Raw genomic sequence first — 25,917 nt, 5'->3', positions numbered from 1 at the left:
ACTTGTGAATTAGTACGACGATATGGGCGAGGCTGTGGAAAACTCGCCGTGACTGTGCGTGAGCGGATGCATCCTGGACGCATGACAGATCTTGCCGAGGCATTGCGCAGGGTCGTCCGGGGAGAGGTGGGCTTCGACACCACCTCCCGGGCGTTGGTCACCATGGACGCGTCGAACTACCGGCGGGTCCCGCTCGGGGTCGTGGCCCCCAGGGACGCGGACGACGTGGCCGCCGTGCTGGAGGTGTGCCGGGCGCGCGGGGTACCGGTGGTGGCACGCGGCGGGGGTACGTCGATCGCCGGGCAGGCGACGGGCACGGGCGTGGTGCTGGACTTCACGCGGCACATGAACGGCCTGCTGTCGATCGATCCCGCGGCCCGCACGGCCGTCGTCCAGCCCGGCCTGGTCCTGGACCGGCTCCAGGAGGCCGCAGCCCCGCACGGACTGCGCTTCGGCCCGGACCCCTCGACGCACAGCAGATGCACGCTCGGCGGGATGATCGGCAACAACTCGTGCGGCTCCCACTCGGTGGCCTGGGGGACGACCGCGGACAGTGTCCGCGAGCTGTCCGTCATCACCGCGCGCGGGCACCGGCTGCGGCTCGGACGGGACTGGGCCGGGGCGCCGGAGGGGCTGCGGGGACTGGTGGAGGGGGATCTGGCGCGGCTGCGCACCGGTTTCCCCGACCTGCCCCGCCGTATCTCCGGCTACGCCCTCGATGCCCTGCTGCCCGAGAAGGGCGCCGACGTGGCCCGCTCCTTCTGCGGCTCGGAGGGCACGCTGGGGGTGCTCACGGAAGCGGTCGTACGGCTGGTGGAGGCACCCCGCGCGCGTGCCCTCGCCGTGCTGGGGTACGGCGACGAGGGCGACGCGGCCGAGGCCGCCGCGGGCCTGCTCCCGTACCGGCCGCTGACGGTGGAGGGCATGGCGGCCGACCTGGTGCGCTCGCCCGCCGGACTGCCGCGGGGCGGGGCCTGGCTGTTCGTGGAGACCGGCGGCCGGTCGGCGGGCGAGGCACGCGCGCGTGCGCAGGAGATCGTCCGCGCGGCCGAGGTGGTGGACTCCCTGGTGGTGACGGACGCGGCCGCGCAGCGGGCCCTGTGGCGCATCCGCGAGGACGCGAGCGGCACGGCCACCCGTATGCCCGACGGCTCCGAGGCCTGGCCCGGCTGGGAGGACTGCGCGGTGCCGCCCGCCCGCCTCGGCCCCTATCTGCGCGACTTCCGGGCCCTGCTGTCGGCCCACGGCCTGCGCGGCACTCCGTACGGCCACTTCGGCGACGGCTGCATCCATGTCCGCATCGACTTCGACCTGCTCACCGAGGCCGGCGTCGGCCGCTTCCGCCGCTTCTCCGAGGAACTGGCCGACCTGGTGGTGGAGCACGGCGGCTCGCTGTCCGGGGAGCACGGCGACGGACAGGCCCGCGCGGAGCTGCTGCCGCGTATGTACGGCGCGGAGACGGTCCGGCTCTTCGAGCGGGCCAAGGCGCTCTGGGACCCCGACGACCTGCTCAACCCCGGCATGTTGGTCCGCCCGGCCCCACTGGACGCCAACCTCCGCTTCGCCGTCCTGCCGCCGGGCCCGGTCGACGTGGCCTTCGGCTACCCGGCCGACGGCGGCGACTTCCGCGCGGCCGTCCGCCGCTGCGTCGGCGTCGCCAAGTGCCGTACGACGACCGTTTCCGGTCCCGCCGTGATGTGCCCCTCCTTCCGGGCGACCGGTGAGGAGGAGCACTCCACGCGCGGCCGGGCCCGGCTGCTGCACGAGATGCTGGCGGGCGAACTGGTCACCGACGGCTGGCGGTCCACGGAGGTCCGCGACGCCCTCGACCTGTGCCTGTCCTGCAAGGGCTGCCGTTCGGACTGCCCGGTCGGCGTCGACATGGCCACCTACAAGGCGGAGTTCCTGCACCACCACTACGCCGGCCGCCGCCGCCCCGCCGCTCACCACAGCATGGGCCGCCTCCCCGAGTGGCTGAACCGGATCGCCCGCACCCGCACCGCCCCGCTGCTCAACGCGCTCGCATCGCTACGACCGCTGGCCCGCGCGGGCCGGCACCTGGCGGGCATCGCGGCGGAACGGGAGATTCCCCGGCTGGCGGGGCAGACGTTCACTGCCTGGTGGCGCAGGCGGGGGGTCGCCGGAGGCGTGGGGGCTCCGGTCGGGGGGGACCCGGGCGGTCCGGGAGCGGGCCGACGCACAGCGCCCCTGGTCGTGTTGTGGCCGGACACCTTCACCGAGCATCTGTCTCCGTCCGTGGGCCGGGCCGCCGTGCGGGTGCTGGAGGGGGCCGGGCTGCGCGTGGCCCTGCCGCCGACGCTGCTGCCGCGCGGGGGAGCGCTCGGCGCCGGTCCGGGCAGGTCGGCCGCCGCGCTGCTCACGGCCCGCCGGGCCCGGGTCTGCTGCGGTCTGACGTATGTCTCCACCGGCCAGCTGGACCGAGCCCGAGCGGTGCTGCGCCGCACGCTGGACCTGATGGAGCCGGTGCTGCGGGCGCGGCTCCCGGTCGTCGTCCTGGAGCCGAGCTGCGCTGCGGCCCTGCGCGCCGACCTGCCCGAGCTGCTGCCCGACGACCCGCGCGCGGCCGAGCTGGCCTCGTCGGTCCTCACCTTCGCCGAGGCTCTTGAGCGGCACGCACCGCACTGGACCCCGCCCGCCGTGGACCGCCCGGTCGCCGGCCAGACCCACTGCCACCAGCACGCGGTGCTCGGCGACACTCCCGACCGCCGACTGCGTGAGGCCGCGGGCCTCACCGGCGAGCTGAGCGGGGGCTGCTGCGGCCTCGCGGGCAACTTCGGCTTCGAGAAAGGCCACTTCGAGGTCTCCCGCGCCTGCGCGGAGGAACAGCTCCTGCCCTCGGTCCGGGACGCATCCGAGCAGACGCTGGTCCTCGCGGACGGTTTCTCCTGCCGCACGCAGCTGGAGCAGCTGGCCGGGGTGCGGGGGAGACATCTGGCGGAGGTGCTGGCAGAGGCGCTGGACGAGCCGACGAAAGAGGCCAGAGCCGACCGGGGCGCGGGCCCGGGATCATAAGGCCGCACTCAGCTTCACAAGAGAACTCTCAGCTTCGCGCGGGTCTCTCAGGAATCACCAAGGTACTCACAGCGCCCCTTTGCCAACTTTGCCGTTCGGGCTGTCGGGAGACGTGTAGGTTCTTCGATGTCGGGAGCCGGACGCGGAATTCTCGAAATACCAGAACTGCGAAACACTAGGAGTCGGAATGAGCTTCAAGAAGCTTGCCCCGCTGCCCCCCAAGCCCAAGTCGAAGCAGCTCCCCCCGCCGCCGAAGCCGAAGCCGAAGAAGCACGCGCCGAAGCCGCTGCCCAAGCCGTTCCCCGGCCAGGACCAGTAATCCGAGGCTGAATTGAAAGGGGTCGATGGTGCACCGTCGGCCCCTTTGGTTTTTCATTTCAGAAAGGTGATCCGGAACGGAATCGAGAAGGGATTCGCATGACGGACGAGGGTGATGAATTCGAGTACGAGACCCCGACCATTCCCGCCCGGACAGCATTCCGCCGTTTCTGGCCGCTGACCAAGGGGCTGAGAAAATGGCTGCTCGTCGTCTGGCTGTGCACGGTGATCGCCGCGCTCGCCGAGACCGAGGCCGTTCTGCTCTTCGGCGAACTCACCGACCACGCCCTGGAGAAGGGATCACTGGCCGCGTTCTGGGCGCCCGCCGTGAAGTGGCTGGGCGTCGCCGTCGTCGGCGCGTTCGTCGCGTACGCCGGCAACTCCCTCGCCGCCTGGGCCACCGAACGCTTCGTGATGCGGCTGCGCGAGCACGTCTTCGACCACGTCCAGCAGCTGCCCCCGCACTTCTTCCAGCGCCACCGCCAGGGCGATCTGCTCTCTCGGCTGACCAGCGACGTCGAGGCGATCGAGACGATGGTCGTCTCCGGTCTGGTCGGCGCCGCCTCGGCCGCCTTCTCCGCCCTCTTCTACGCCGCCGCCGCGTTCTGGCTGCGCTGGGACCTGGCCGCCGCCACCTTCGTCCTCGCGCCCCTGTTCTGGCTGGCCGCCCGCCGCTTCTCCGGTTCCATCAAGGACGTCTCCCGCGCGGGCCGGGTCGCCGACGGCGCCATCACCTCGGTGGTCGAGGAATCCCTCGGCAACATCGTGCTCACCCAAGCCTACGACCGCCGCGACGCCGAGCGCCGCCGGCTGGGCGAGGAGGCCAGCGCCTGGTTCCGCGCCTCGGTCCGTTCCACCCGCCTCAACGAGGCCTACGAGCAACTCGTCCAGGTCATCGAGACGGTCTGCGTGCTCGCGGTGATCGGCATCGGTGCCTGGGAGATCTCCACCGGCCGCATGACCCTCGGCCAGCTGCTCGCCTTCGCCGCCTTCCTCGGCTACCTCTACCCGCCCGTGCGCGGCCTCGCCCAGCTCGGCCTCACGATCACCGCCGCCACGGCGGGCGCCGAGCGGCTCATCGAGATCCTCGACGTCCGCCCCTCGGTCACCGACCCCCGGCGCGGCACGGAGACCGGCCGTCCCGACGGCCGGGTGGAGGTCCGCGACGTCGCCTTCCGCTACCCGGGCGCCGACAAGACCGCCCTCGAAGGCCTCTCCTTCACGGTCAGCCCCGGTGAACTGGTGATCGTCACCGGCCCGAGCGGCGCCGGAAAGTCCACGGTCTCCAAACTGCTGCTCCGCTTCTACGACCCCGACACCGGCCAGATCCTGCTGGACGGCGTACCGCTCAGGGACTTCCCCCTCGCACGCCTGCGCGCGTACGTCACGCTCCTCCCGCAGGAGACCCTCGTCCTGCACGACACGGTCCGCGCGAACATCGCCTGCGGCCGCCCCGGCGCCAGCCATCAGGCGATCGAGGAAGCGGCGAGGGCGGCGGACGCCCACGAGTTCATCCTCAGACTCCCCGACGGCTACGACACCCGGGTCGACCCCAACTCGGCCCGTCTGTCCGGCGGCCAGCTCCAGCGCCTGGCCATCGCGCGCGCCATCCTGCGCGACGCCCCGGTCCTGGTCCTGGACGAGCCGACGACGGGCCTGGACGCGATGGCCGCCCGCCGCGTCGTCAAGCCGCTGCGCCGCCTGATGGCGGGCCGTACGACGATCATGATCACCCACGATCTCAACCTCGCCCCCGACGCCGACCGCATCCTCGTCGTGGACCGGGGCCGCATCGTGGAGACCGGCCGCCATGAGGAACTCCTCGCCCGGGGCGGCGCGTACGCCCGGCTGCACCGCTCGCAGAACAACGCGGTGATGGACACCGGCGAGCTGCGCATGCCGCTGTGGGAGGACCGGCAGCCGACGCCGACGCCGACGCCGACACCGCCCGCCGGGTACGCATACGCCCCCGGTCAGGAGCCGTACGCGACGACCTGGCCCCACCCCCGTCCCGAGTCCCACCCCCCGTCCCGGCCCGAGCCGTACGCCCCCGCGGCGACCTGGCCCGAGCCCGGCCATCAGGCGTACGGAAACGCACCGGTCTCCCTCGCGGACGGCCGCCCCCTGTTCCGGGACGAGGAGGCCTGGCCGGGCAGCTGACCTCGGTGCCCGGTCCCAGCACCGGATCCCATCATCCGGGACAGTCCCTTAAAGGGTTCACGCTCCTGTCGAAGTCCATTACCCTGGACCTGGTAGTACATCGCGATGGACGTACTCGATCAAGCCCCAGGACTGCCCGTGACCCCCGCCCCGACCGCCTCCAGCACCGCCGCGCCGACCCCGGTCGCCCCGGACGGAGCACCACGCCGCTCCGGCTCGTTCGGGCCGGTCGGTCTGGTGCTGGCGGGCGGCATCTCGGTCCAGTTCGGCGGCGCGCTCGCGGTGACGCTGATGCCCCGCGCCGGCGCACTCGGCGTCGTCACGCTCCGTCTCCTCGCGGCGGCGGTCGTCCTCCTCGTGGTCTGCCGCCCCCGACTGCGCGGCCACTCGCGCGCCGACTGGGGCACGGTCATCGCGTTCGGCATCGCCATGGGCGCGATGAACGGCCTCTTCTACGAGGCGGTCGCCCGCATCCCGCTGGGCCCCGCGGTCACCCTGGAGGTCCTCGGCCCGCTGGCCCTGTCCGTCCTGGCCTCCCGCCGGGCGATCAACGCGGTGTGGGCTGGACTGGCCCTGCTCGGCGTGTTCCTGCTGGGCGGCGGAGGCTTCAGCGATCTGGACCCCACAGGTGTCGGATTCGCCCTGGGTGCCGGCGCCATGTGGGCGATCTACATCCTCTTCAGCGCCCGTACGGGCCGCCGCTTCCCGCAGGCGGACGGCCTGGCCCTCGCCATGGCGGTCGCGGCGCTCCTCTTCCTCCCCGTGGGCATGGCCTCGGCGGGCACCCGCCTGCTGGACCCCACCACGATCGCCCTCGGCTCGGCGGTGGCCCTGCTCTCCTCGGTCCTGCCCTACACCCTCGAACTCCTGGCCCTGCGCCGCCTCCCCGCCTCCACCTTCGCGATATTGATGAGCCTGGAACCGGCCATAGCCGCCACAGCGGGCTTCCTCATCCTCGGCCAGGCCCTGTCCTGGACGGAGGCTGCCGCCATCACCCTGGTCATAGCGGCAAGCATCGGCGCGGTCCGCACCCAGATAGGCCGAGGCAAGGCCCGCGTGGAGCCGGCACCGGAGGCCTGACGGCCCGGTCTGCCCGGTGACGGCGGGGCCGGCCGAGGGGGCGCGACACCGCCAGCCGGATCCCGGTCCGGAGGGGGAGGGTGACCGCTCCATCCCCGGGGTGTCCGACCGCGTGCGGTCGCGGGGGGTCATGGAGGCCAAATTCATGCAAGCACGCTTGATTGTTTCCACCCCCACTGCCATGCTCCCCTCATGGCCGACCCGACGCCCGTCATCGACGACCTGCGTGCCGAGAGCGAGGAACTCGACCTGCTCGTCGCCGAGTTGAGCCCCGCGCAATGGACACTGCCCACCGCCGCGCCCGGCTGGAGCGTCGCCCACCAGGTCGCGCACCTCGCCTGGACCGACCGCTCGGCCCTGCTGGCCGCCACCGACGCGGACGGCTTCCGCGCCCTGGTCGAGAAGGCGCTCGCCGCCCCGGACTCCTTCGTGGACGAGGGCGCGGAGGAGGGTTCCCGCCTTTCGCCTGTCGACCTCCTCGCCGCCTGGCGGACCGGACGCGCCGGCCTCGACCGTGCCCTGCGCACCGCACCACCGGATGCCCGATTCCCCTGGTACGGCCCACCCATGTCGGTCGCCTCTATGGCTACCGCCCGTCTTATGGAGACCTGGGCCCATGGCCTGGACATCGCCGACGCGCTGGGTGTGGTCCGCACACCCACCGACCGGCTCCGACATGTGGCCCGGCTCGGGATTCGTACCCGCGACTTCGCCCACACCGTGCACGGCCTCACCCCGCCCGCCGACGACTTCCGCATCGAACTGACGGCACCCTCGGGTGAGGTGTGGGCCTACGGCCCCGAGGGCGCACCGCAGCGCGTCACCGGCCCCGCCCTCGACTTCTGCCTCCTCGTCACCCAACGGGCCCACCGCGCCGACCTCGCCCTGACCGCCGTGGGCCCCGACGCCGACCGCTGGCTCGACATCGCCCAGGCCTTCGCGGGTCCGCCCGGCGCCGGACGCCGGCCGAAGGGAGACACCCGGTGAAAGCCCTCCGCATCGGCAACTTCTCCGGCTTCTACGGCGACCGCGCGGGCGCCCTGCGCGAGATGCTCACCGGCGGCGAACTCGACGTCCTCACCGGCGACTATCTCGCCGAACTCACCATGCTGATCCTCGCCCGCGACCGGCTGAAGGACCCCCGCGCCGGATACGCCCGCACCTTCCTGCGCCAGCTGGAGGACTGCCTCGGGCTCGCCCATGAGCGGGGCGTGCGCATCGTCACCAACGCCGGAGGCCTGAACCCGGCCGGACTGGCCGCGGCCGTAAGGGAGTTGGCCGACCGGCTGGGGATCGGTGTGCGGGTCGCGCATGTCGAGGGCGACGACCTCACCGCCTCCCGGCCCGACGCCCTCGCCGCCCACGCCTACCTCGGCGGCTTCGGCATCGCCGAGTGTCTGCGGGCCGGCGCGGACATCGTCGTCACCGGGCGCGTGACGGACGCGGCCCTCGTCACCGGGCCGGCCGCCGCCCACTTCGGCTGGCGGCCCGGGGAGTACGACCGGCTCGCGGGCGCCGTCGTCGCCGGGCACGTGCTGGAGTGCGGCACCCAGGCCACCGGCGGCAACTACGCGTTCTTCACCGAGGGGGACGTACGCCGGCCCGGGTTCCCGCTCGCCGAGATCCACTCCGACGGCAGCAGCGTCATCACCAAGCACCCCGGCACCGGCGGCCTGGTCGACGTCGGCACGGTCACCGCCCAGCTGCTCTACGAGACCGGCGGCGGCCGGTACGCCGGACCCGATGTCACCGCCCGGCTGGACACCGTACGGCTGCGCCAGGACGGGCCGGACCGGGTGCGGATCGAGGGCGTGCGCGGCGAGGCACCGCCGCCCACGCTCAAGGTCGGAGTCAACCGGCTCGGCGGCTTCCGCAACGAGGTCGTCTTCGTCCTCACCGGACTCGACATCGAGGCCAAGGCCGCCCTCGTCCGCGACCAGCTGTCCGACGCCCTCGCCAAGTCGCCGCCGGAAGAGGTCCGTTGGGAACTCGTCCGGACCGACCGCGCCGACGCCCCCACCGAGGAGACGGCCAGCGCTCTGCTGCGGCTCGTCGTACGGGATCCGGACGAGCGGGTCGTGGGGCGGGCCCTGGGCGCAGCCGCCGTGGAGCTGGCACTCGCCAGCTACCCGGGCTTCCATGTGCTCTCCCCACCCGAAAAGGCCTCCCCCTATGGGGTCTTCGAGGATGTGTACACACCCCATGGTGGTGTCGACCATATGGCCGTCCTCTACGACGGACGTCGGGTACCTGTGTCCCTGCCCCAGGACACCCAGCCCCTGGACGCCGTACCGGAACCGGCCCTCCCGGAGCCCCTTGTGCCCGGGCCGACCCGGCGGGCGCCGCTCGGGCTGGTCGCCGGGGCCCGCAGCGGGGACAAGGGCGGAAACGCCAACGTGGGGGTGTGGGCCCGTACCGACGAGGCCTGGCGGTGGCTCGCGCACGAGCTGACCGCCGAAAGGTTCCGGCAGCTGATCCCCGAGAGCCGGGACCTGCCCGTCACCCGGCACCTGCTGCCGAACCTCCGCGCGGTCAACTTCGTCGTCGAGGGCGTCCTCGGCGCCGGCGTCGCCGCCCGGCACCGCTTCGACCCGCAGGCCAAGGCCCTCGGCGAATGGCTGCGCTCTCGCCACCTGGACATCCCGGAGACCCTGCTGTGACCACCCTGACGTCGGCCCTGGACCCGGGCGGCCCCGACCACCGGGCGCACCGCGAGGCCATGCTCGCCAAGCTCGCCGCACTCGACGCCGAGCACGCAAAGGCGCTCGCGGGCGGCGGCGCCAAGTACATCCAACGGCACCGCGAGCGCGGCAAGTTGCTCGCCCGGGAACGGATCGAGCTGCTGCTCGACCCCGACACCCCCTTCCTGGAGCTGTCCCCGCTGGCCGCCTGGGGCAGCGACTACGCTGTGGGCGCCTCGCTGGTCACCGGCATCGGTGTGGTCGAGGGCGTGGAGTGCCTGATCACCGCCAACGACCCGACGGTGCGCGGTGGCGCCAGCAACCCCTGGTCGCTGAAGAAGGCCCTGCGTGCCAACGACATCGCGCTCGCCAACCGGCTGCCCTGCATCAGCCTGGTGGAGTCGGGCGGCGCCGACCTGCCCTCCCAGAAGGAGATCTTCATCCCGGGCGGCGCCATCTTCCGCGACCTGACCCGGCTGTCCGCCGCCGGCATCCCGACCGTCGCCGTCGTCTTCGGCAACTCCACCGCCGGCGGCGCCTACGTCCCCGGCATGTCCGATCACGTGATCATGGTCAAGGAGCGGGCGAAGGTCTTCCTCGGCGGACCGCCGCTGGTGAAGATGGCCACCGGCGAGGAGAGCGACGACGAGTCCCTGGGCGGCGCGGAGATGCACGCGCGCGTCTCGGGCCTCGCCGACTACTTCGCCGTGGACGAGCCGGACGCCCTGCGCCAGGCCCGCCGCGTGGTCGCCCGTCTCAACCACCACAAGGCGTACCCGGACCCGGGCCCGGCCGAGCCGCCGAAGTACGACTCCGAGGAGCTGCTGGGCATCGTCCCGGGCGATCTGAAGATCCCCTTCGACCCGCGCGAGGTCATCGCCCGGATCGTCGACGCCTCCGACTTCGACGAGTTCAAGCCGCTGTACGGCGCGAGCCTGGTGACCGGCTGGGCGAGCCTGCACGGCTACCCGGTCGGCATCCTGGCGAACGCCCAAGGGGTCCTGTTCAGCGCCGAGTCGCAGAAGGCCGCCCAGTTCATCCAGCTCGCCAACCAGCGCGACATCCCGCTGCTGTTCCTGCACAACACCACCGGCTACATGGTCGGCAAGGAGTACGAGCAGGGCGGGATCATCAAGCACGGCGCCATGATGATCAACGCCGTCAGCAACTCGAAGGTCCCGCACCTGTCCGTCCTCATGGGCGCGTCCTACGGCGCCGGGCACTACGGCATGTGCGGGCGCGCCTACGACCCCCGGTTCCTGTTCGCCTGGCCCAGCGCCAAGTCCGCCGTCATGGGCCCGCAGCAGCTCGCCGGAGTGCTCTCCATCGTCGCCCGCCAGTCGGCGGCGGCGAAGGGGCAGCCGTACGACGAGGACGCGGACGCGGCCCTGCGCGCGATGGTGGAGCAGCAGATCGAGTCCGAGTCGCTGCCGATGTTCCTGTCCGGGCGGCTGTACGACGACGGCGTCATCGACCCGCGCGACACCCGCACCGTCCTCGGCCTGTGTCTGTCCGCCCTCCACACCGCGCCCTACGAGGGCGCGCGCGGTGGCTTCGGCGTCTTCCGGATGTGAGACCCATGATTTCGACACTGCTCGTCGCCAACCGGGGCGAGATCGCCTGCCGGATCGTCCGCACCTGCCGTGAGCTCGGAATCCGGACGGTCGCCGTGCACTCGGACGCCGACGCCGGTGCGCTGCACGCGCGCGTGGCCGACACGGCCGTACGGCTGCCGGGAGCGGCGCCCGCCGAGACGTATCTGCGCGGTGACCTGATCGTGAAGGCGGCGCTGGCCGCCGGCGCGGACGCCGTGCACCCCGGCTACGGCTTCCTCTCCGAGAACCCCGGCTTCGCCCGCGCCGTCCGCGACGCCGGCCTGACCTGGATCGGCCCGCCCCCCGAGGCCATCGAGGCCATGGCCTCCAAGACCCGCGCCAAGGAACTGATGGGGATCGCGCCCCTCGACGCGGCCGAGGTCACCGAGGCCGACCTGCCGGTCCTGGTGAAGGCGGCCGCGGGCGGCGGGGGGCGCGGGATGCGGATCGTGCGCCGTCTGGAGGAGCTGAGCGCTGCACTGGAGGGCGCGCGAGCCGAGGCCGCGAGCGCCTTCGGTGACGGCGAGGTCTTCGTGGAGCCGTACCTGGAGCACGGCCGCCATGTCGAGGTGCAGATCCTCGCCGACACCCACGGCACGGTCTGGCCGCTCGGCACCCGCGACTGCTCCCTCCAGCGCCGCCACCAGAAGGTCATCGAGGAGGCCCCGGCGCCCGGGCTCTCCGAGGGGCTCACGGAGGATCTGTACGCGCTGGCCGTGCAGGCCGCGTGCGCCGTCGCCTACGTGGGCGCCGGCACCGTCGAGTTCCTCGTCGCCGACGGTCGCGCGCACTTCCTGGAGATGAACACCCGCCTTCAGGTCGAACACCCCGTCACGGAGGAGCTGTTCGGCCTCGACCTGGTCGCCGAACAGCTCCGCGTCGCCGAGGGCCACGCCCTCCCGAAGAACCCGCCCCGCGCGCGTGGGCACGCGATCGAGGCCCGCCTGTACGCCGAGGACCCCGCCCGCGACTGGGCCCCGCAGACCGGCACCCTGCACCGGCTCGCCGTATCCGCCGGCGTCCGCCTGGACACCGGCTACACCGACGGCGACACCATCGGCGTCCACTACGACCCGATGCTCGCCAAGGTCGTCGCCCACGCCCCCACGCGCGCGGAGGCGCTGCGCAGGCTCGCCGGCGCCCTGGAGCGGGCGGAACTCCACGGCCCGGTCACCAACAGGGACCTGCTCGTACGCTCCCTGCGCCACGAGGAGTTCGCGGCCGGCCGCATGGACACCGGCTTCTACGACCGCCGTCTCACCGAACTCACCGAGCCCGCCCCCGATCCCCTCGCCCCGCTCGCCGCCGCCCTCGCCGCCGCCCACGGCCGCTCCCGCTTCGGCGGCTGGCGCAACCTGCCGTCGCAACCGCAGGTCAGGCGGTACGAGCTGGCGGGGGAGGAGCACGAGGTCCGCTACCGGCACACGCGCGAGGGCCTCACGGCGGACGGGGTGCGCGTCGTGCACGCGGGCGCGCGTGTGGTCGTACTCGAAGTGGACGGCGTACAGCGCCGGTTCGAGGTCTCCGTGTACGGCGACCAGGTCCATGTCAACACCACCCGTCTCGCCGCCCTGCCCCGCTTCCCCGACCCGGCCGCCCAGCTGGCCCCGGGCTCGCTGGTCGCCCCGATGCCGGGCACGGTCGTCCGCATCGCAGAGGGGCTGGAGGAGGGGGTGCCCGTCGCGGCGGGACAGCCTCTGATCTGGCTGGAGGCGATGAAGATGCAGCACCAGATCTCGGCACCGGTCGCGGGCACGCTCAGTGCCCTCCCGGTCTCCGCCGGACAGCAGGTGGAACCGGGAACGCTGCTGGCCGTAGTCGAGGAACTCTCTTCCTAGGAGCCCCATGACGTCCGTCGTCGAATCCGAAGAACACAAGGCCCTCCGATCCGCCGTGGCCGCCCTCGGCAAGCGCTACGGCCGCGACTACCTCGTCCGGACGGTCGCCGAAGGAAAGCCGCCGGCCGAACTCTGGTCCGAGGCCGGCAAGCTCGGCTACCTCGGCGTGAACCTGCCGGAGGAGTACGGCGGCGGAGGCGGCGGGATCACCGAACTCTCCATCGTGCTGGAGGAGTTGGGTGCCGCCGGATCGCCCCTGCTCATGCTCGTGGTCTCACCCGCCATCTGCGGGACGGTCATCTCCCGCTTCGGTACCGAGGCCCAGAAACGGGCGTGGCTCCCCGGCATCGCCGACGGCACCCGCCTCATGGCCTTCGGCATCACCGAACCCGACGCCGGGTCCAACAGCCACCGCATCACCACCACGGCCCGCCGTGACGGCACCGACTGGCTCCTGACCGGCCGCAAGGTCTTCATCTCCGGTGTCGACATCGCCGACGCGGTCCTGATCGTCGGCCGTACCGAGGACGCCCGCACCGGACGCCTCAAGCCCTGCCTGTTCATCGTGCCGACGGACGCGGAGGGTTTCCAGAAGCGGCCGATCGACATGGAGCTCAACGCTGCCGAGAAGCAGTTCGAGCTGGTCCTGGACGACGTACGGCTGCCCGCGGACGCCCTCGTCGGCGGGGGCCCCTCCCACACCTTCGGCAGTGGGGGAGAGGACGCCGGCCTGCTCCAGCTGTTCGCCGGACTGAACCCCGAACGGATCATGACCGCCGCGTTCGCGATCGGCATGGGCCGCTACGCCCTCGCCAAGGCGATCGAGTACGCCCGCGACCGCACTGTGTGGAAGGCCCCCATAGGCGCCCACCAGGCCATCGCCCACCCCCTGGCGCAGGCACACATAGACCTGGAACTGGCCCGGCTGATGATGCAGAAGGCGGCCCGCCTCTACGACGCCGGTGACGACATGGGCGCGGGCGAGGCCGCCAACATGGCGAAGTACGCGGCCGGTGAGGCCTGTGTGAAAGCCGTCGACCAGGCCGTGCACACCCTCGGCGGCAACGGCCTCACGCGCGAGTTCGGCATCGCCTCGCTCATAACGGCCTCGCGCGTGGCTCGTATCGCCCCGGTGAGCCGGGAGATGATTCTCAACTACGTCTCCCACCAGACGCTCGGCCTGCCCAAGTCGTACTGAGCCGAGCCGTACTGAGCCGCAGCAGCCGCTTGGAGGAACCGTGTTCCGCAGCGAGTACGCCGACGTTCCGCCCGTACGACTCCCCATCCACGAGGCCGTCCTGGGCCACGCCGCCCGCTTCGGCGACCGGCCCGCCCTCGTCGACGGCACGGACGGCACCACGCTCACGTACGCACAGGTGGACCGGTTCCACCGGCGCATCGCCGCCGGCCTCGCCGACGCGGGCGTCCGCGAGGGCGACGTCCTCGCCCTGCACAGCCCCAACACGATCGCCTTCCCGACCGCCTTCTACGCGGCCACGCGCGCGGGTGCCTCCGTCACCACGGTCCACCCGCTCGCCACACCCGAGGAGTTCGCCAAACAACTCGGCGACAGCGGCGCCCGCTGGATCGTCACCGTCTCACCCCTGCTGGGCACGGCCCGCCGCGCCGCCGAACTCGCAGGCGGCATACGGGAGATCTTCGTCTGTGACAGCGCGAGCGGGCACCGCTCCCTGACCGACATGCTCGCCGGCACCGCCCCCGAGCCGCACCCCGTCATCGACCCGACCGAGGACGTCGCCGCGCTGCCGTACTCCTCCGGCACCACCGGCGTCCCCAAGGGCGTGATGCTCACCCACCGGCAGATCGCCACCAACCTCGCCCAGCTCGAACCCGCCGCCCCCATGGCCCCCGGCGAACGCATCCTCGCCGTCCTGCCGTTCTTCCACATCTACGGCCTCACCGCCCTGATGAACGCACCCCTGCGCCAGGGCGCCACGGTCGTCGTACTGCCCCGCTTCGACCTGGAGACCTTCCTCGCGGCCATCCAGAACCACCGCATCACCGGCCTGTACGTCGCCCCGCCGATCGTCCTCGCCCTCGCCAAACACCCGGCGGTCGCGCACTACGACCTGTCCTCGCTGAGGTACGTCATCAGCGCCGCCGCCCCACTGGACGCCGCCCTCGCCCGCGCCTGCTCCGCCCGCCTGGGACTGCCCCCGATCGGCCAGGCCTACGGCATGACGGAACTGTCGCCCGGCACCCACGTCGTCCCCCTCGACCGTCTGCACGACGCCCCCGCCGGCACGGTCGGCCGGCTCATCGCCGGCACCGAGATGCGGATCGTCTCCCTGGACGACCCCGACAAGGACCTCGCCGCCGGCGAGCCCGGCGAGATCCTGATCCGCGGCCCCCAGGTGATGAAGGGCTACCTCGGCCGCCCCGACGCCACCGCCGCCCTGATCGACGCCGACGGCTGGCTGCACACCGGAGACGTCGGACACGTCGACGCCGACGGCTGGCTGTTCGTCGTCGACCGCGTGAAGGAACTCATCAAGTACAAGGGCTTCCAGGTGGCCCCCGCCGAACTGGAGGCCCTGCTCCTCACCCACCCCGGCATCGCCGACGCCGCCGTCATAGGCGCCTACAACGACGACGGCAACGAGGTCCCGCACGCCTTCGTCGTCCGCCGCCCCACCACCGAGGACCTCACCGAGAACGAGATCCTCCTCTACGTCGCCGAACGCGTCGCCCCGTACAAGCGCGTCCGCGCGATCACGTTCATCGACACCGTTCCGCGCGCCGCCTCGGGCAAGATCCTGCGCCGCGAACTCCGGGAGCACACGTGAGCACACCGATCGGCCGCACGCACGCGCGTGCCGTGGAAACCCTCAGCCTCGACGCCACCGACACCCGCAACGCCCTCTCGGCGGCCCTCGTCCGCGACCTGGCGAACGCCCTGGCCGACTGCGCCAAGGACCCGGAGGTACGGGCGATCGTCCTCACCCACACCGGAAACACCTTCAGCGCGGGCGCCGACCTGCGTGACCCGCCCGGTCCGGACGCCCTCGTCGGACTGCTCCGGCAGATCGTCGAACTGCCCAAACCGGTCGTCGCCCGGGTCACCGGCCACGTCCGCGCGGGCGGCCTCGGCCTCGTGGCGGCCTGTGACATCGCCGCCGCCTCCACCACGGCCACCTTCGCGTTCACCGAGGTCCGCATCGGAGTCGCCCCCGCAGTGATCTCCCTGCCGGTGATCCCCCGCGCCGACCCCCGCGCCCTGGCCCGCTACTACCTCACCGGCGAGCGCTTCGACCCGGCCGAGGCCGTCCGCACCGGCCTCCTGACGATCACCGCCGACGACGTGGACGAGGCCCTCGCCCCGCTCCTCGACGGCCTGCGCCGCTCCTCGCCACAGGCCCTGGCCGAGACGAAACGGCTGCTCACGGCTAGGGTGCTGGAAACATTCGACCGGGACGCGGCGGACCTGACCGCGCTCTCGGCCCGGCTGTTCGCCTCCGGCCAGGCCCGGGAGGGGATGACGGCCTTCCTGGAGAAGCGGGACGCGGCATGGGTGGTGTGACCGGATGAGCACGACGGCGGAACGCGACCGCGCGCCCAAACAGGACCGCAGCCGGGCCACCCGGCAGCGGCTCCTGGAAGCCGCCGTGGCCTGCCTCGCCGAACACGGCTGGGCGGGCTCCACCGTCTCCGTCGTCGCCGAACGCGCCGGCGTCTCCCGGGGCGCCGCCCAGCACCACTTCCCGACCCGCGAGGACCTGTTCACCGCGGCCGTCGAATACGTCGCCGAAGAGCGCTCCACCGCACTCAGGGCGCTCTTCCCGGACGGCGCCGCCGACCGCCGGGCCGTCGTCGCGGCCCTCGTCGGCCTCTACACCGGCCCCCTCTTCCGCGCCGCCCTGCACCTGTGGGTCGCCGCCTCCAACGAGGACCAGCTCCGCGCGCGCGTGACCGAGCTGGAGGCCCGCGTCGGCCGCGAGAGCCATCGCATCGCCGTCGAACTCCTCGGTGCCGACGAGTCCCGCCCCGGCGTCCGCGAAACCGTCCAGGGCCTGCTCGACATGGCCCGCGGCCTCGGCCTCGCCAACCTCCTCACCGACGACACCGCGCGCCGCGAACGGGTCGTCGCCCAGTGGGCCGACCTGCTGGAACAGGCTCTGGACTGAGCCGTTGTCAGTGGGGCCGGCCACGGTTCGTGACATGGCCGCCAAGGGCGTGAACCAGGCCACATCCGTATCCCGCGGGGCGCAGTACCCTTGCCCCATGCTTCCGATGCTCGTTCGCCGCCGCCACGTGGACTACGTGCGCGTCACGAGCATGGGCTGTCGGCCTTCGGCCTGATTCAGCCCCCTTTTCTCCCTCTTCTTACGGCATCCTGGGCGCCGCCCTACCCTCGGCGGCCTGCCCGTGGCCCACACACCCCTGTGGACGCATCCATGACCACGCACACCGTGACGACGACCCCGTCGTACGACCAGCTCCCCGTCATCGACCTGTCGGCCGCCGACCGCGGCCCCCAGGCCCGAGCCCTGCTCCACGCCCAACTGCACAGCGCCGCCCACGACGTCGGCTTCTTCCAGCTCGTCGGACACGGCGTGACCCCGGCCGAGACCGACGCGCTGCTCACCGCCATGCGCGCCTTCTTCGCCCTCCCCGAGGCCGACCGGCTCGCCCTCGACAACGTCAACTCCCCGCATTTCCGCGGCTACACCCGCACCGGAGACGAGCGCACCGCCGGCTCCCGCGACTGGCGCGACCAGCTCGACATCGGCGCCGAACGCCCCACCCGCGCCCCCGGTCCCGACGAGCCGCCGTACTGGTGGCTCCAGGGCCCCAACCAGTGGCCGGCCGCCCTGCCCGAGCTGCGCACGGCCGCCCTGGCCTGGATCGACAGACTGAGCGCGGTCGCCGCCCGCCTCCTGCACGAACTCCTGACCGCCATCGGCGCCCCGCCCGGCTTCTACGACCCGGTCTTCGGCACCCACGCCCACCCGCACCTCAAACTCGTCCGCTACCCCGGCAGCGCGGGCGACGGCACCGACCAGGGCGTCGGTGCCCACAAGGACTACGGCTTCCTGACCCTGCTCCTCCAGGACAAGGTCGGCGGCCTGCAGGTCCACCGCGAGGACGGCCTCTTCCACGACGTCCCGCCCGTGGAGGGCGCCTTCGTGGTCAACCTCGGCGAACTCCTGGAGGTCGCGACCAACGGCTATCTCCTCGCCACCAACCACCGTGTGGTGAGCCCACCCGGAGCGACGGAACGCTTCTCGGTCCCCTTCTTCTACAACCCCCGCCTGGACGCCCGCATATCCCCCCTGCCCTTCCCGCACGCCTCGGACGCCCCGGGCATCACGACCGACCCCTCGAACCCCCTGTACGCCGAGTACGGCTACAACGAACTGAAGGGCAAACTGAGGGCGCATCCGCTGGCGGCGGAACGGCATCACGCGGAGTTGCTGGCTACGGCATGAGAGGCAGGCCCCGAAGGGGCCCTGTCCCCAGGGGCGCGGGGGCGAGGGGAACTGCGCGAGCAGCCACCACGCACGCCGCAGCCGCCCACGCGCCCCCACCACCCCTCTCAGCGGGCGATATCCGCAAACCCGGTGATCTCCTCGGGCCGACGAGGCCCGGGCCCCACATACCGCGCAGAAGGCCGAACCAGCCGTCCGGTGCGCTTCTGCTCAAGAATGTGCGCCGACCACCCAGCGGTACGCGCGCACGTGAACATCGACGTGAACATGTGCGCCGGCACCTCGGCGAAGTCCAGCATGATCGCCGCCCAGAACTCCACGTTGGTCGCGAGCACACGATCCGGCCGCCGATTGTGCAACTCCTCCAGCGCGGCCTTCTCCAACGCCTCCGCGATCTCGAACCGCGGCGCCCCCAACTCCCGCGCCGTACGCCGCAGCACACGCGCCCGCGGATCCTCCGCCCGGTACACCCGGTGCCCGAACCCCATCAGCCGCTCACCCCGGTCGAGCGCCTGCTTGACGTACGCCTCCGCGTCCCCCGTCCGCTCGATCTCCTCGATCATCCCGAGCACACGCGACGGCGCACCCCCGTGCAGCGGCCCGGACATGGCCCCGACCGCCCCGGACAGCGCGGCGGCCACATCGGCCCCGGTGGAGGCGATCACCCGCGCGGTGAACGTCGATGCGTTCATCCCGTGCTCCGCCGCGGAGGTCCAGTAGGCGTCCACGGCGGCGACATGCTTCGGGTCCGGCTCCCCCCGCCACCGGATCATGAACCGCTCGACCACGGACCGCGCCTTGTCGATCTCCCGCTGCGGCACCATCGGCCGCCCCTGCCCACGCGCGGACTGGGCGACGTACGACAGCGCCATCACGGCGGCCCGCGCGAGATCGTCCCGCGCCTGCCGCTCGTCGATGTCGAGCAGCGGCTTCAGCCCCCACACCGGGGCGAGCATGGCCAGCGCAGACTGCACGTCCACGCGGATGTCACCGGAGTGCACCGGGATGGGGAACGGCTCGGCGGGCGGCAGACCGGGATTGAAGGCGCCGTCGACCAGCAGCCCCCACACGTTCCCGAACGAGACGTGTCCGACCAGATCCTCGATGTCGACGCCCCGGTAGCGCAGGGCGCCGCCCTCCTTGTCCGGTTCGGCGATCTCCGTCTCGAACGCGACGACTCCCTCGAGTCCGGGTACGAAATCGGACATCAGGCGGCTCCTCGTGATGTGTCGGCGGCGGTCACCCCGGTGATGCCCCGATCGGCCGGTGGTCACCCAAACCGCAAGGGAACCAGCACGATATCCCCCAGTGCCACAGATCGGGAGACCGAACGACACTGAGTGCCACGCCTGTTCGAGACGGCCTCGACGGCAGGTACGGCAAGATGACCGCGTGACCGACCGCGAACCCCTCCTGGATCCCGTCCTCGACCCCGCCGCCATGCGCAAGCAGTACCGGGCCGAGGGCCTCGCCGAGCAGGACCTCGCCACACACCCCATGGACCAGTTCGCCCGCTGGTTCGAGGACGCCGCCCGCGCGACCCTGCACGGCACGCTCTACGAACCCAACGCGATGGTCGTCTCCACCGCGGACGCCACGGGCCGGCCCAGTTCACGCACGGTCCTGATGAAGCAGTACGACACCGACGGTTTCGTCTTCTACACCAACTACGACTCCCGCAAGGCCCGCGACCTCGCGGAGAACCCGCAGATCTCCCTGCTCTTCCCCTGGCACCCGCTCGCCCGCCAGGTCACCGTCACCGGCACCGCCCGCCGCACCGGCCGCGACGAGACCGCCGCCTACTTCCGCAGCCGCCCGCACGGCTCCCAGCTGGGCGCCTGGGCCAGCGCCCAGTCCACGGTGATCACCTCCCGCACCGACCTGGACACCGCCTACGCCGCACTGGAGGCCCGCTACCCCGAGGGCGAACAGGTCCCGGTCCCCCCGCACTGGGGCGGCTTCCGCATCACCCCCGAGACGATCGAGTTCTGGCAGGGCCGCGAGAACCGCCTCCACGACCGCCTGCGCTACACGGCACGGGCCGACGGCAGGTGGACGGTGGAGCGGCTGAGTCCCTGAGCACCCGGGCTCCGGGGTCTCCGCGTGAAACGCAGACGACCCGCGAGCTCGGGTCCTCCGCCTCTCGGCGGAGAAGCCGGCCGGACGTACCGGCGAGCTCGCGGGTCGGGTGACTGCTGGGATTGGGCCGGCTGCACGTGTCTGTCACGTGCTGGTCCGGCACCGCACTGGATGTGGTGACGGGCCGCTAGCCCGCAGCCACCTCACGCGTCCGGTTCTCATACATCTGCCGAACCACCTCCCTTCTCGTGTACCCCACACACTAGGAAGCCGTCGGCGGCCGCTCAACTGTTTTTTTGCGGGATTTCGGGGCGGCCCTGCACGCGAACGGGCCGGCGCGGGGCGTCGGCGTGGATGCCGTCATCTTGTTCCTTCAATCTTGGGGAACAGGATGTGTGCTGTGTCACGTTCCAGTTGAATGAGGGGCAGTGAGCGAACCGCGCGCCGCCCGGGCGCCGACGCAGCCTCCAGGGGGTCCAGGTGAGTGCTTCCCGGCGGAGTGGGACCACTGATGAGCTGGGGCCGGAAGAGCCCGGTGAGCCAGGTGAGTCCGGGGGCTCCGATCTGCTCGCCGCACTGCTCGACGGCATGGACGCGGCGCTGTGCGCCTTCGACGCCGACGGGGTCGTGACGCACTGGAACCGGGAGGCCGAGCGGATCCTCGGGTGGACGGCCGCCGAGGCGGTCGGGCGGCACGGGTTCGCCGGCTGGGCGGTGCGCAGCGCCGACGCCGAGGAGGTCCAGGCCCGGCTGATGTCGGCCATGCACGCGCCGGGCCGGCAGGTGCACGAGTTCGCGCTGGTCACGAAGGACGGCGGGCGGGTGCTCGTGCGCACGCAGTCCGCCGCCGTACGCGGTCCCGACGGCAAGCCCGCCGGGCTGTACTGCGCGTTCAGCGAGGTGCACGCGCAGATCGATCTCGAGCGGTCGATCGCGCTGAGCGAGGCGCTGTTCGAGGACGCGGCGTGGGGTGTCGTCCTCGTCGACGCCGATCTGCGGCCGGCGGTGGTGAACGCGCACGCGGCCCGTGCGCTCGGCATCGGGCGTACGTCCGCGCTGGGCAGACCGCTCGGCGAACTGCTCGCGCAGGGCGTGGAGGAGCTGGAGGCCGCGCTCACACACGTCCTGGCCGAGGGCGCGCCGCCCGCACCCGCCGAGATGTGGGTGAGCCTGCGCACTGCGGAAGGAGAGAAGCGGCGCTGCTGGCGGAGCGGATTCGTGCGGCTGGCCTCGCCGCTCGCGGAGGAACCGGTGCCGCTCGGTGTGGGCTGGCTGTTCCAGGACGTCACGGAGGTCAAGCAGGGCGAGCAGGAGGGTGCCCTGCTGCGCTTCCGCTCCCATCAGCTGCACCGTGCCGCCCGCGCCGCCGCCGAGTGCGAGGACGCGGCCGAGGCGGCCACCGTCCACCTCGACTTCGCGCTCGCCGGCTTCGCCGACCACGCGCTGATCGACCGCGTGGCACGGCCCGCGCGGGCGGACGGACACGAGGACGCCGCCGAGAGCGCCGTACGGCTGGTGCGGCTCGCCGCGACGCCCGCCGGGGCGCCGGGGCCGAGCCAGCTCACCGGCGCGGCCGGGCTGCCCGTGCGCTATGCGGCGGGGCACCCGGCGGTGCAGTGCGTGGAGCGGGCCGGTACCGTCCGCGCGGACGCCGGGTCGGTCCCGGCGGAGCTGGCGCGGCAGTGGGCGCTGGCCCGGCAGTGGCCCGGCGACTCGGTGCACGCCCTGTGCGCCGTGCTGCGCAGCCGGGGGCAGACCCTCGGCGTGGTGACCTTCCTGCGCGGGTCCGGCCGCCACCGCTTCGAGCGGACCGACACGGCCTACGCGGAGGACGTGGCGGTCCGCATAGCGGCTGCGCTGGACCTGGCGGACGCGGTGCGCGGCAAGGACGCGGACTAGCCGATCAGCACAGATCAGTGCCGATAGAAGATCCGGTCCCCGTACTCCCGCATCACCCGGCCGTTCCACTCATGGCCGCCGTCGACGTTCCCCGAGCGCAGGAGCGGGGGCTCGATGCCCCGGTCGGCGAGGGTGGCGGCGGTGGTGGCCATGACGGCCTGGAGCAGAGCGGTGGTGACCACCGTGGAGGCGGGGGCGAAGGGGGCCGGGATGGTGTCGAGGGTGAGTTCCGCGTCGCCGACGGCGATCTTCGAGTCGAGGACGAGGTCGCAGTGGTCCTTCAGGAAGGTGCCCGAGGCGTGCCGGGAACTGGTCTCGGCCGCGTACGCCACCGACGTCACGCCGATGACCTTCACGCCGAGGGCGCGGGCGCCCTGAGCCATCTCGACGGGCAGGGCGTTGCGGCCGGACAGGGAGATGATCACCAGGGCGTCGCCGGTGCGGATCGGCGAGGTGTCGAGGACGGCGCTCGCGAGCCCGTCGACGCGTTCGAGGGCGGAGCCGAGCGTGGCCGGGGTGACGTCGACCCCGACGACGCCGGGCACGGCGAGCAGGTTCATCAGGGCGAGGCCGCCGGCGCGGTAGACGACGTCCTGGGCGGCCAGCGAGGAGTGCCCGGCGCCGAAGGCGAACAGGCGGCCGCCGGCCGCGACGGTGTCGGCGAGCAGGGTGCCGGCCGCCCTGATCGACTCGGCCTCCTCCTCGCGGACCCGTTGCAGCAGGTTGATGGCGGCGTCGAAGAACAGGTCGGCAGGCGTGCCGTCGCTCATGCGGTGCCCCTTCGCAGCGTCTGTGTCGCGGATCACCGTGCGGTCTGGACCAGTGTGGTGTCAATACGGCCGGGGGAGAGCACCCCGAAGGTGCGCGGGACCGGACCGGAAGTGCGGCTGCCGCCGCGTGGGCGCGGGAGGCCAGGGCGGACACGCGGTCGGGCGGCGGGTCCGGACGCGACGGTGGCCGCCCTCGCGGGCCCTCGTTTTTCCGGGGGCCCCCGCTTGTCAGTGGGATCCGGCAGAATTGAGTGTCAGGGCCAGCGCACGCGCCGGACTTCCGGCAGAGGTAATCGAGGGGCACGTATGTCCGGACTGATCGACACCACGGAGATGTATCTCCGCACCATCCTCGAGCTCGAAGAGGAAGGCGTCGTGCCCATGCGCGCCCGCATCGCGGAGCGGCTCGACCAGAGCGGGCCGACGGTGAGCCAGACGGTGGCGCGGATGGAGCGCGACGGCCTGGTGGCGGTGGCCAGCGACCGCCATCTGGAGCTGACGGACGAGGGGCGCCGGCTGGCGACGCGCGTGATGCGCAAGCACCGGCTGGCCGAGTGCCTCCTCGTCGATGTGATCGGCCTGGAGTGGGAGCAGGTCCACGCGGAGGCGTGCCGCTGGGAGCACGTGATGAGCGAGGCCGTGGAGCGCCGGGTCCTGGAGCTGCTGAGGCACCCGACCGAGTCGCCGTACGGCAACCCGATCCCGGGCCTGGAGGAGCTGGGCGAGAAGGACGGCGCCAACCCGTTCCTGGACGAGGGCATGGTCTCGCTGGCCGACCTCGACGCGGGCGCGGACGGCAAGACGGTCGTCGTCCGCCGTATCGGCGAGCCGATCCAGACCGACGCCCAGCTGATGTACACGCTGCGGCGGGCGGGCGTGCAGCCCGGCTCGGTGGTGAGCGTGACGGAGTCGGCCGGCGGTGTGCTGGTGGGCAGCGGCGGTGAGGCCGCCGAGCTGGAGGCGGACGTCGCCTCCCATGTGTTCGTCGCCAAGCGCTGAGCGGCAGAGGGCCCCGGCGCCTTGCGGCGCCGGGGCCTGTCCTCCCCTGTGCTGACCCGGAGCCCCGAGCTCCCAGGGTCATCCCCTCGGACCGTTTTTCCCCGAGCGGTCCGCCTCCCGCCAGAAAGATCCCCTCGGCGGCGGCGATCATTCCTCGAGGGGTGTCACTCGAATGAGGGGTGTTGTCCGCGGAGACGGATTTTTCGAATGAGTATTCGATAGTCTCAATGAGCTGCGGCGGTGGTAGCGAGCACGACAGCGACAGCAGCGAGTACGGCAGGACACCGGTACGAGGCAGGCGGAGCTGGGGGTACCAGGCCCATGGCACGGCGTATCGACGTGACGGGAGCGGGTGGCGTGCGCCTGGCCGCCTGGGAGTTCGCCGACCCTCCCAAGACGGATCCGGACCACGCGGAGCCGGAGCCCGGCACTCCGGGCGTGTTGTTACTGCACGGCCTGATGGGCCGTGCCTCCCACTGGGCGCCGACGGCCCGCTGGCTCGCCGCCCGGCACCGCGCGGTCGCACTCGACCAGCGCGGGCACGGCCAGAGCGACAAGTCCGCGCGGGCCGCCTTCACCCGCGAGGCCTACGTCGAGGACGCCGAGGCCGCCCTCGAACAGCTCGGCCTGGCCCCCGTCGTCCTCATCGGGCACGCCATGGGCGCGCTGACCGCCTGGCAGCTCGCCGCCAAACGGCCCGACCTGGTGCGGGGCCTGATCATCTGTGACATGCGGGCTTCCGCGCTCGGCGCGTCCTCGCAGCGCGAGTGGGCCGACTGGTTCCACGCCTGGCCCGTCCCCTTCGCGACCCTTGCCGACGTCCGCAAGTGGTTCGGCGAGGACGACCCCTGGGTGGAGCGGCCGAACCCCGCCCGGGGCGCCTTCTACGCCGAGGTCATGCACGAGTCCGCCGACGGCTGGCGCCCCGTCTTCGAGCCGGAGCAGATGCTGAGGTCCCGCGAGACGTGGGTGTACGACGCGCACTGGGAGGAGCTGGCCCAGGTCCGGTGCCCCACGCTGGTGGTGCGGGGGCTGGACGGCGAGCTGGGGCGGGCGGAGGCGCAGGAGATGGTGCGGGTGCTGCCGCGCGGGGAGTATGCGGAGGTGGCGGACGCGGGGCATCTCGCCCACTATGACCGGCCGGTGGCCTGGCGGGCGGCTGTCTCGCCGTTTCTTGATTCGCTGCCCGGCGACTGAGGGGCCGCTCGTCCGCCGGGTCGGTGTGTCGGCGGCGGCTGCGGGCCGTTCGCGGCTTGTCGCGCAGTTCCCCGCGCCCCTTCAGGAGCGCGGGGAACTGCGCGAACGGCTACCGGTCCCTCCCGCACGCGTACGCCAACGGCGAGATCAACTCCTCCGCGTCCGGCAGCCACCGGTTCGCCGGGGTCGGCCGGCAGGCCCACTGCACGGCGCCGCGTGAGCCGAACCGGGTCGGGGGAGCGGCGACGTACGAGCCCTCGCCCAGGGCCACCAGGTCGAGGGACGACAGCGTCCAGCCCAGCTTGCGCACCAGCTCCGGCACCTTCGCCGACGCCCCCGGCAGCACGAAGAACTGCATCCGCCGGTCCGGCGCCAGCGTCACCGGCCCGAGTGTCAGCTGCATCCGCTCCATCCGGGCCAGCGCCAGGAACCCGGCGCTCTCCGGGACGGACAGCGCGTCGAAGGTCCGTCCGGTCGGCAGCAGGATCGACGCGGTCGGCTGCTTCTGCCACATCCGGCGCGCGACGGTCGCACTGCCGGTCGCCTGGGTCGCCCAGTCGGGGCGCGCGGGGTGCGCACCCGGCGCAGGGCAGGAGACGTCGCCGCACGAGCAGCGCTGCATTCCGTCGCCGGATTCCAGCCAGGTGCCCGGGAACACGTCCCAGTGCCGCTCCTCGGCGTAGCGTACGGCGGTCTCCAGCAGCGATTCCCCGCGCTGCTGCGGAATCTGACCGGCAATCTGACTGTTCTCGGCGCCCGCGATCGTCTCTTCCACGTTCCTCTCAACTCCCGCACCCACCTCCGGTTACGGCTGTAGC

Annotated in this window: 20 protein-coding genes; 17 read left to right on the top strand and 3 right to left on the bottom strand. The window is 72.5% G+C overall.

Going from position 1 to position 25,917, the window contains the following annotated elements; translation table 11 throughout:
- Positions 1-81 precede the first annotated feature (81 nt).
- From ADK64_RS11845 to ADK64_RS11790, 13 genes are all read left to right on the top strand, one after another.
- Positions 82-3,033 carry an FAD-binding and (Fe-S)-binding domain-containing protein gene (locus ADK64_RS11845; protein ID WP_053657882.1) on the top strand — a complete coding sequence of 984 codons (2,952 nt, stop codon included), beginning with the start codon at positions 82-84 and terminating at the stop codon, positions 3,031-3,033.
- Between the two features lie 187 nt (positions 3,034-3,220).
- Complete coding sequence (locus ADK64_RS48400) at positions 3,221-3,352, top strand: hypothetical protein (RefSeq protein WP_267888542.1); 132 nt, start codon at positions 3,221-3,223, stop codon at positions 3,350-3,352.
- Between the two features lie 98 nt (positions 3,353-3,450).
- Entirely contained in the window at positions 3,451-5,511 is a 2,061-nt protein-coding gene (locus ADK64_RS11840; protein ID WP_053657880.1) for an ABC transporter ATP-binding protein, read from the top strand.
- A gap of 105 nt (positions 5,512-5,616) precedes the next feature.
- The gene (locus ADK64_RS11835) at positions 5,617-6,591 is read left to right on the top strand and encodes an EamA family transporter (protein WP_053657878.1); all 975 of its coding nucleotides are present in this window, start codon (positions 5,617-5,619) and stop codon (positions 6,589-6,591) included.
- Between the two features lie 192 nt (positions 6,592-6,783).
- Positions 6,784-7,578 (top strand): TIGR03084 family metal-binding protein, encoded by a 795-nt coding sequence (locus ADK64_RS11830; RefSeq protein ID WP_053657875.1) that lies wholly within the window; start codon positions 6,784-6,786, stop codon positions 7,576-7,578.
- Positions 7,575-9,251, top strand: a complete 1,677-nt coding sequence (locus tag ADK64_RS11825) for an acyclic terpene utilization AtuA family protein (protein WP_053657873.1) — start codon at positions 7,575-7,577, stop codon at positions 9,249-9,251. The genes ADK64_RS11830 and ADK64_RS11825 overlap by 4 nt, the downstream gene beginning before the upstream one ends.
- Positions 9,248-10,846: an acyl-CoA carboxylase subunit beta gene (locus tag ADK64_RS11820; RefSeq protein ID WP_053657871.1), complete on the top strand. Its 1,599-nt coding sequence runs from the start codon at positions 9,248-9,250 to the stop codon at positions 10,844-10,846. The genes ADK64_RS11825 and ADK64_RS11820 overlap by 4 nt, the downstream gene beginning before the upstream one ends.
- A gap of 5 nt (positions 10,847-10,851) precedes the next feature.
- Entirely contained in the window at positions 10,852-12,705 is a 1,854-nt protein-coding gene (locus ADK64_RS11815; protein WP_053657869.1) for an acetyl/propionyl/methylcrotonyl-CoA carboxylase subunit alpha, read from the top strand.
- 7 nt (positions 12,706-12,712) lie between these two features.
- Positions 12,713-13,903: an acyl-CoA dehydrogenase family protein gene (locus tag ADK64_RS11810; RefSeq protein WP_053657868.1), complete on the top strand. Its 1,191-nt coding sequence runs from the start codon at positions 12,713-12,715 to the stop codon at positions 13,901-13,903.
- 40 nt (positions 13,904-13,943) lie between these two features.
- Complete coding sequence (locus ADK64_RS11805) at positions 13,944-15,512, top strand: 4-coumarate--CoA ligase family protein (RefSeq protein ID WP_053657866.1); 1,569 nt, start codon at positions 13,944-13,946, stop codon at positions 15,510-15,512.
- Positions 15,509-16,246 carry an enoyl-CoA hydratase family protein gene (locus tag ADK64_RS11800; protein WP_053657864.1) on the top strand — a complete coding sequence of 246 codons (738 nt, stop codon included), beginning with the start codon at positions 15,509-15,511 and terminating at the stop codon, positions 16,244-16,246. Before ADK64_RS11805 ends, ADK64_RS11800 begins: the two co-directional genes overlap by 4 nt.
- 4 nt (positions 16,247-16,250) lie before the next feature.
- Positions 16,251-16,850 carry a TetR/AcrR family transcriptional regulator gene (locus ADK64_RS11795; protein ID WP_053657862.1) on the top strand — a complete coding sequence of 200 codons (600 nt, stop codon included), beginning with the start codon at positions 16,251-16,253 and terminating at the stop codon, positions 16,848-16,850.
- A 270-nt stretch (positions 16,851-17,120) separates the two neighbouring features.
- A complete protein-coding gene (locus ADK64_RS11790; protein ID WP_053657861.1) occupies positions 17,121-18,155 on the top strand; it encodes an isopenicillin N synthase family dioxygenase in 1,035 nt (344 codons plus the stop codon).
- A gap of 107 nt (positions 18,156-18,262) precedes the next feature.
- Here ADK64_RS11790 and ADK64_RS11785 read toward each other — a convergent pair whose 3' ends face one another.
- Positions 18,263-19,363 carry a citrate synthase 2 gene (locus ADK64_RS11785; RefSeq protein WP_053657859.1) on the bottom strand — a complete coding sequence of 367 codons (1,101 nt, stop codon included), beginning with the start codon at positions 19,361-19,363 and terminating at the stop codon, positions 18,263-18,265.
- A gap of 184 nt (positions 19,364-19,547) precedes the next feature.
- On the opposite strand from ADK64_RS11785, the gene pdxH reads away from it, so the two are divergent.
- Both pdxH and ADK64_RS11775 read left to right on the top strand, forming a co-directional pair.
- The gene (pdxH, locus tag ADK64_RS11780; protein WP_053657858.1) at positions 19,548-20,234 is read left to right on the top strand and encodes a pyridoxamine 5'-phosphate oxidase; all 687 of its coding nucleotides are present in this window, start codon (positions 19,548-19,550) and stop codon (positions 20,232-20,234) included.
- Positions 20,235-20,714: 480 nt separating this feature from the next.
- Positions 20,715-22,133: a PAS domain-containing protein gene (locus ADK64_RS11775; protein WP_053657856.1), complete on the top strand. Its 1,419-nt coding sequence runs from the start codon at positions 20,715-20,717 to the stop codon at positions 22,131-22,133.
- 14 nt (positions 22,134-22,147) lie between these two features.
- Here the strand turns inward: ADK64_RS11775 and ADK64_RS11770 are convergent, their stop codons facing one another.
- Positions 22,148-22,903: an SIS domain-containing protein gene (locus ADK64_RS11770; protein WP_053657854.1), complete on the bottom strand. Its 756-nt coding sequence runs from the start codon at positions 22,901-22,903 to the stop codon at positions 22,148-22,150.
- Positions 22,904-23,209: 306 nt separating this feature from the next.
- On the opposite strand from ADK64_RS11770, the gene ADK64_RS11765 reads away from it, so the two are divergent.
- Together ADK64_RS11765 and ADK64_RS11760 are read left to right on the top strand one after the other, a co-directional pair.
- Positions 23,210-23,902 (top strand): metal-dependent transcriptional regulator, encoded by a 693-nt coding sequence (locus tag ADK64_RS11765; RefSeq protein ID WP_053657852.1) that lies wholly within the window; start codon positions 23,210-23,212, stop codon positions 23,900-23,902.
- Between the two features lie 321 nt (positions 23,903-24,223).
- On the top strand, positions 24,224-25,099 hold the full coding sequence (locus tag ADK64_RS11760) for an alpha/beta fold hydrolase (RefSeq protein WP_053657850.1): 876 nt from the start codon (positions 24,224-24,226) through the stop codon (positions 25,097-25,099).
- A gap of 109 nt (positions 25,100-25,208) precedes the next feature.
- Here ADK64_RS11760 and ADK64_RS11755 read toward each other — a convergent pair whose 3' ends face one another.
- Positions 25,209-25,874, bottom strand: a complete 666-nt coding sequence (locus ADK64_RS11755) for a bifunctional DNA primase/polymerase (RefSeq protein ID WP_053657849.1) — start codon at positions 25,872-25,874, stop codon at positions 25,209-25,211.
- Positions 25,875-25,917 lie beyond the last annotated feature (43 nt).

Origin of the sequence: Streptomyces sp. MMG1121 (assembly GCF_001280015.1) — a bacterium.
GTDB lineage: Bacteria > Actinomycetota > Actinomycetes > Streptomycetales > Streptomycetaceae > Streptomyces.
This window is presented reverse-complemented; position numbering and strand designations above follow the sequence as displayed.

Coding starts and splice junctions, on each gene's coding strand:
- ADK64_RS11830 (WP_053657875.1), top strand. CDS start 6,784: ATGGCCGACCCGACGCCCGTCATCGACGACCTGCGTGCCGAGAGCGAG.
- ADK64_RS11845 (WP_053657882.1), top strand. CDS start 82: ATGACAGATCTTGCCGAGGCATTGCGCAGGGTCGTCCGGGGAGAGGTG.
- ADK64_RS11760 (WP_053657850.1), top strand. CDS start 24,224: ATGGCACGGCGTATCGACGTGACGGGAGCGGGTGGCGTGCGCCTGGCC.
- ADK64_RS11770 (WP_053657854.1), bottom strand. CDS start 22,903: ATGAGCGACGGCACGCCTGCCGACCTGTTCTTCGACGCCGCCATCAAC.
- ADK64_RS11765 (WP_053657852.1), top strand. CDS start 23,210: ATGTCCGGACTGATCGACACCACGGAGATGTATCTCCGCACCATCCTC.
- ADK64_RS11840 (WP_053657880.1), top strand. CDS start 3,451: ATGACGGACGAGGGTGATGAATTCGAGTACGAGACCCCGACCATTCCC.
- ADK64_RS11835 (WP_053657878.1), top strand. CDS start 5,617: ATGGACGTACTCGATCAAGCCCCAGGACTGCCCGTGACCCCCGCCCCG.
- ADK64_RS48400 (WP_267888542.1), top strand. CDS start 3,221: ATGAGCTTCAAGAAGCTTGCCCCGCTGCCCCCCAAGCCCAAGTCGAAG.
- ADK64_RS11815 (WP_053657869.1), top strand. CDS start 10,852: ATGATTTCGACACTGCTCGTCGCCAACCGGGGCGAGATCGCCTGCCGG.
- ADK64_RS11810 (WP_053657868.1), top strand. CDS start 12,713: ATGACGTCCGTCGTCGAATCCGAAGAACACAAGGCCCTCCGATCCGCC.
- ADK64_RS11785 (WP_053657859.1), bottom strand. CDS start 19,363: ATGTCCGATTTCGTACCCGGACTCGAGGGAGTCGTCGCGTTCGAGACG.
- ADK64_RS11795 (WP_053657862.1), top strand. CDS start 16,251: ATGAGCACGACGGCGGAACGCGACCGCGCGCCCAAACAGGACCGCAGC.
- ADK64_RS11790 (WP_053657861.1), top strand. CDS start 17,121: ATGACCACGCACACCGTGACGACGACCCCGTCGTACGACCAGCTCCCC.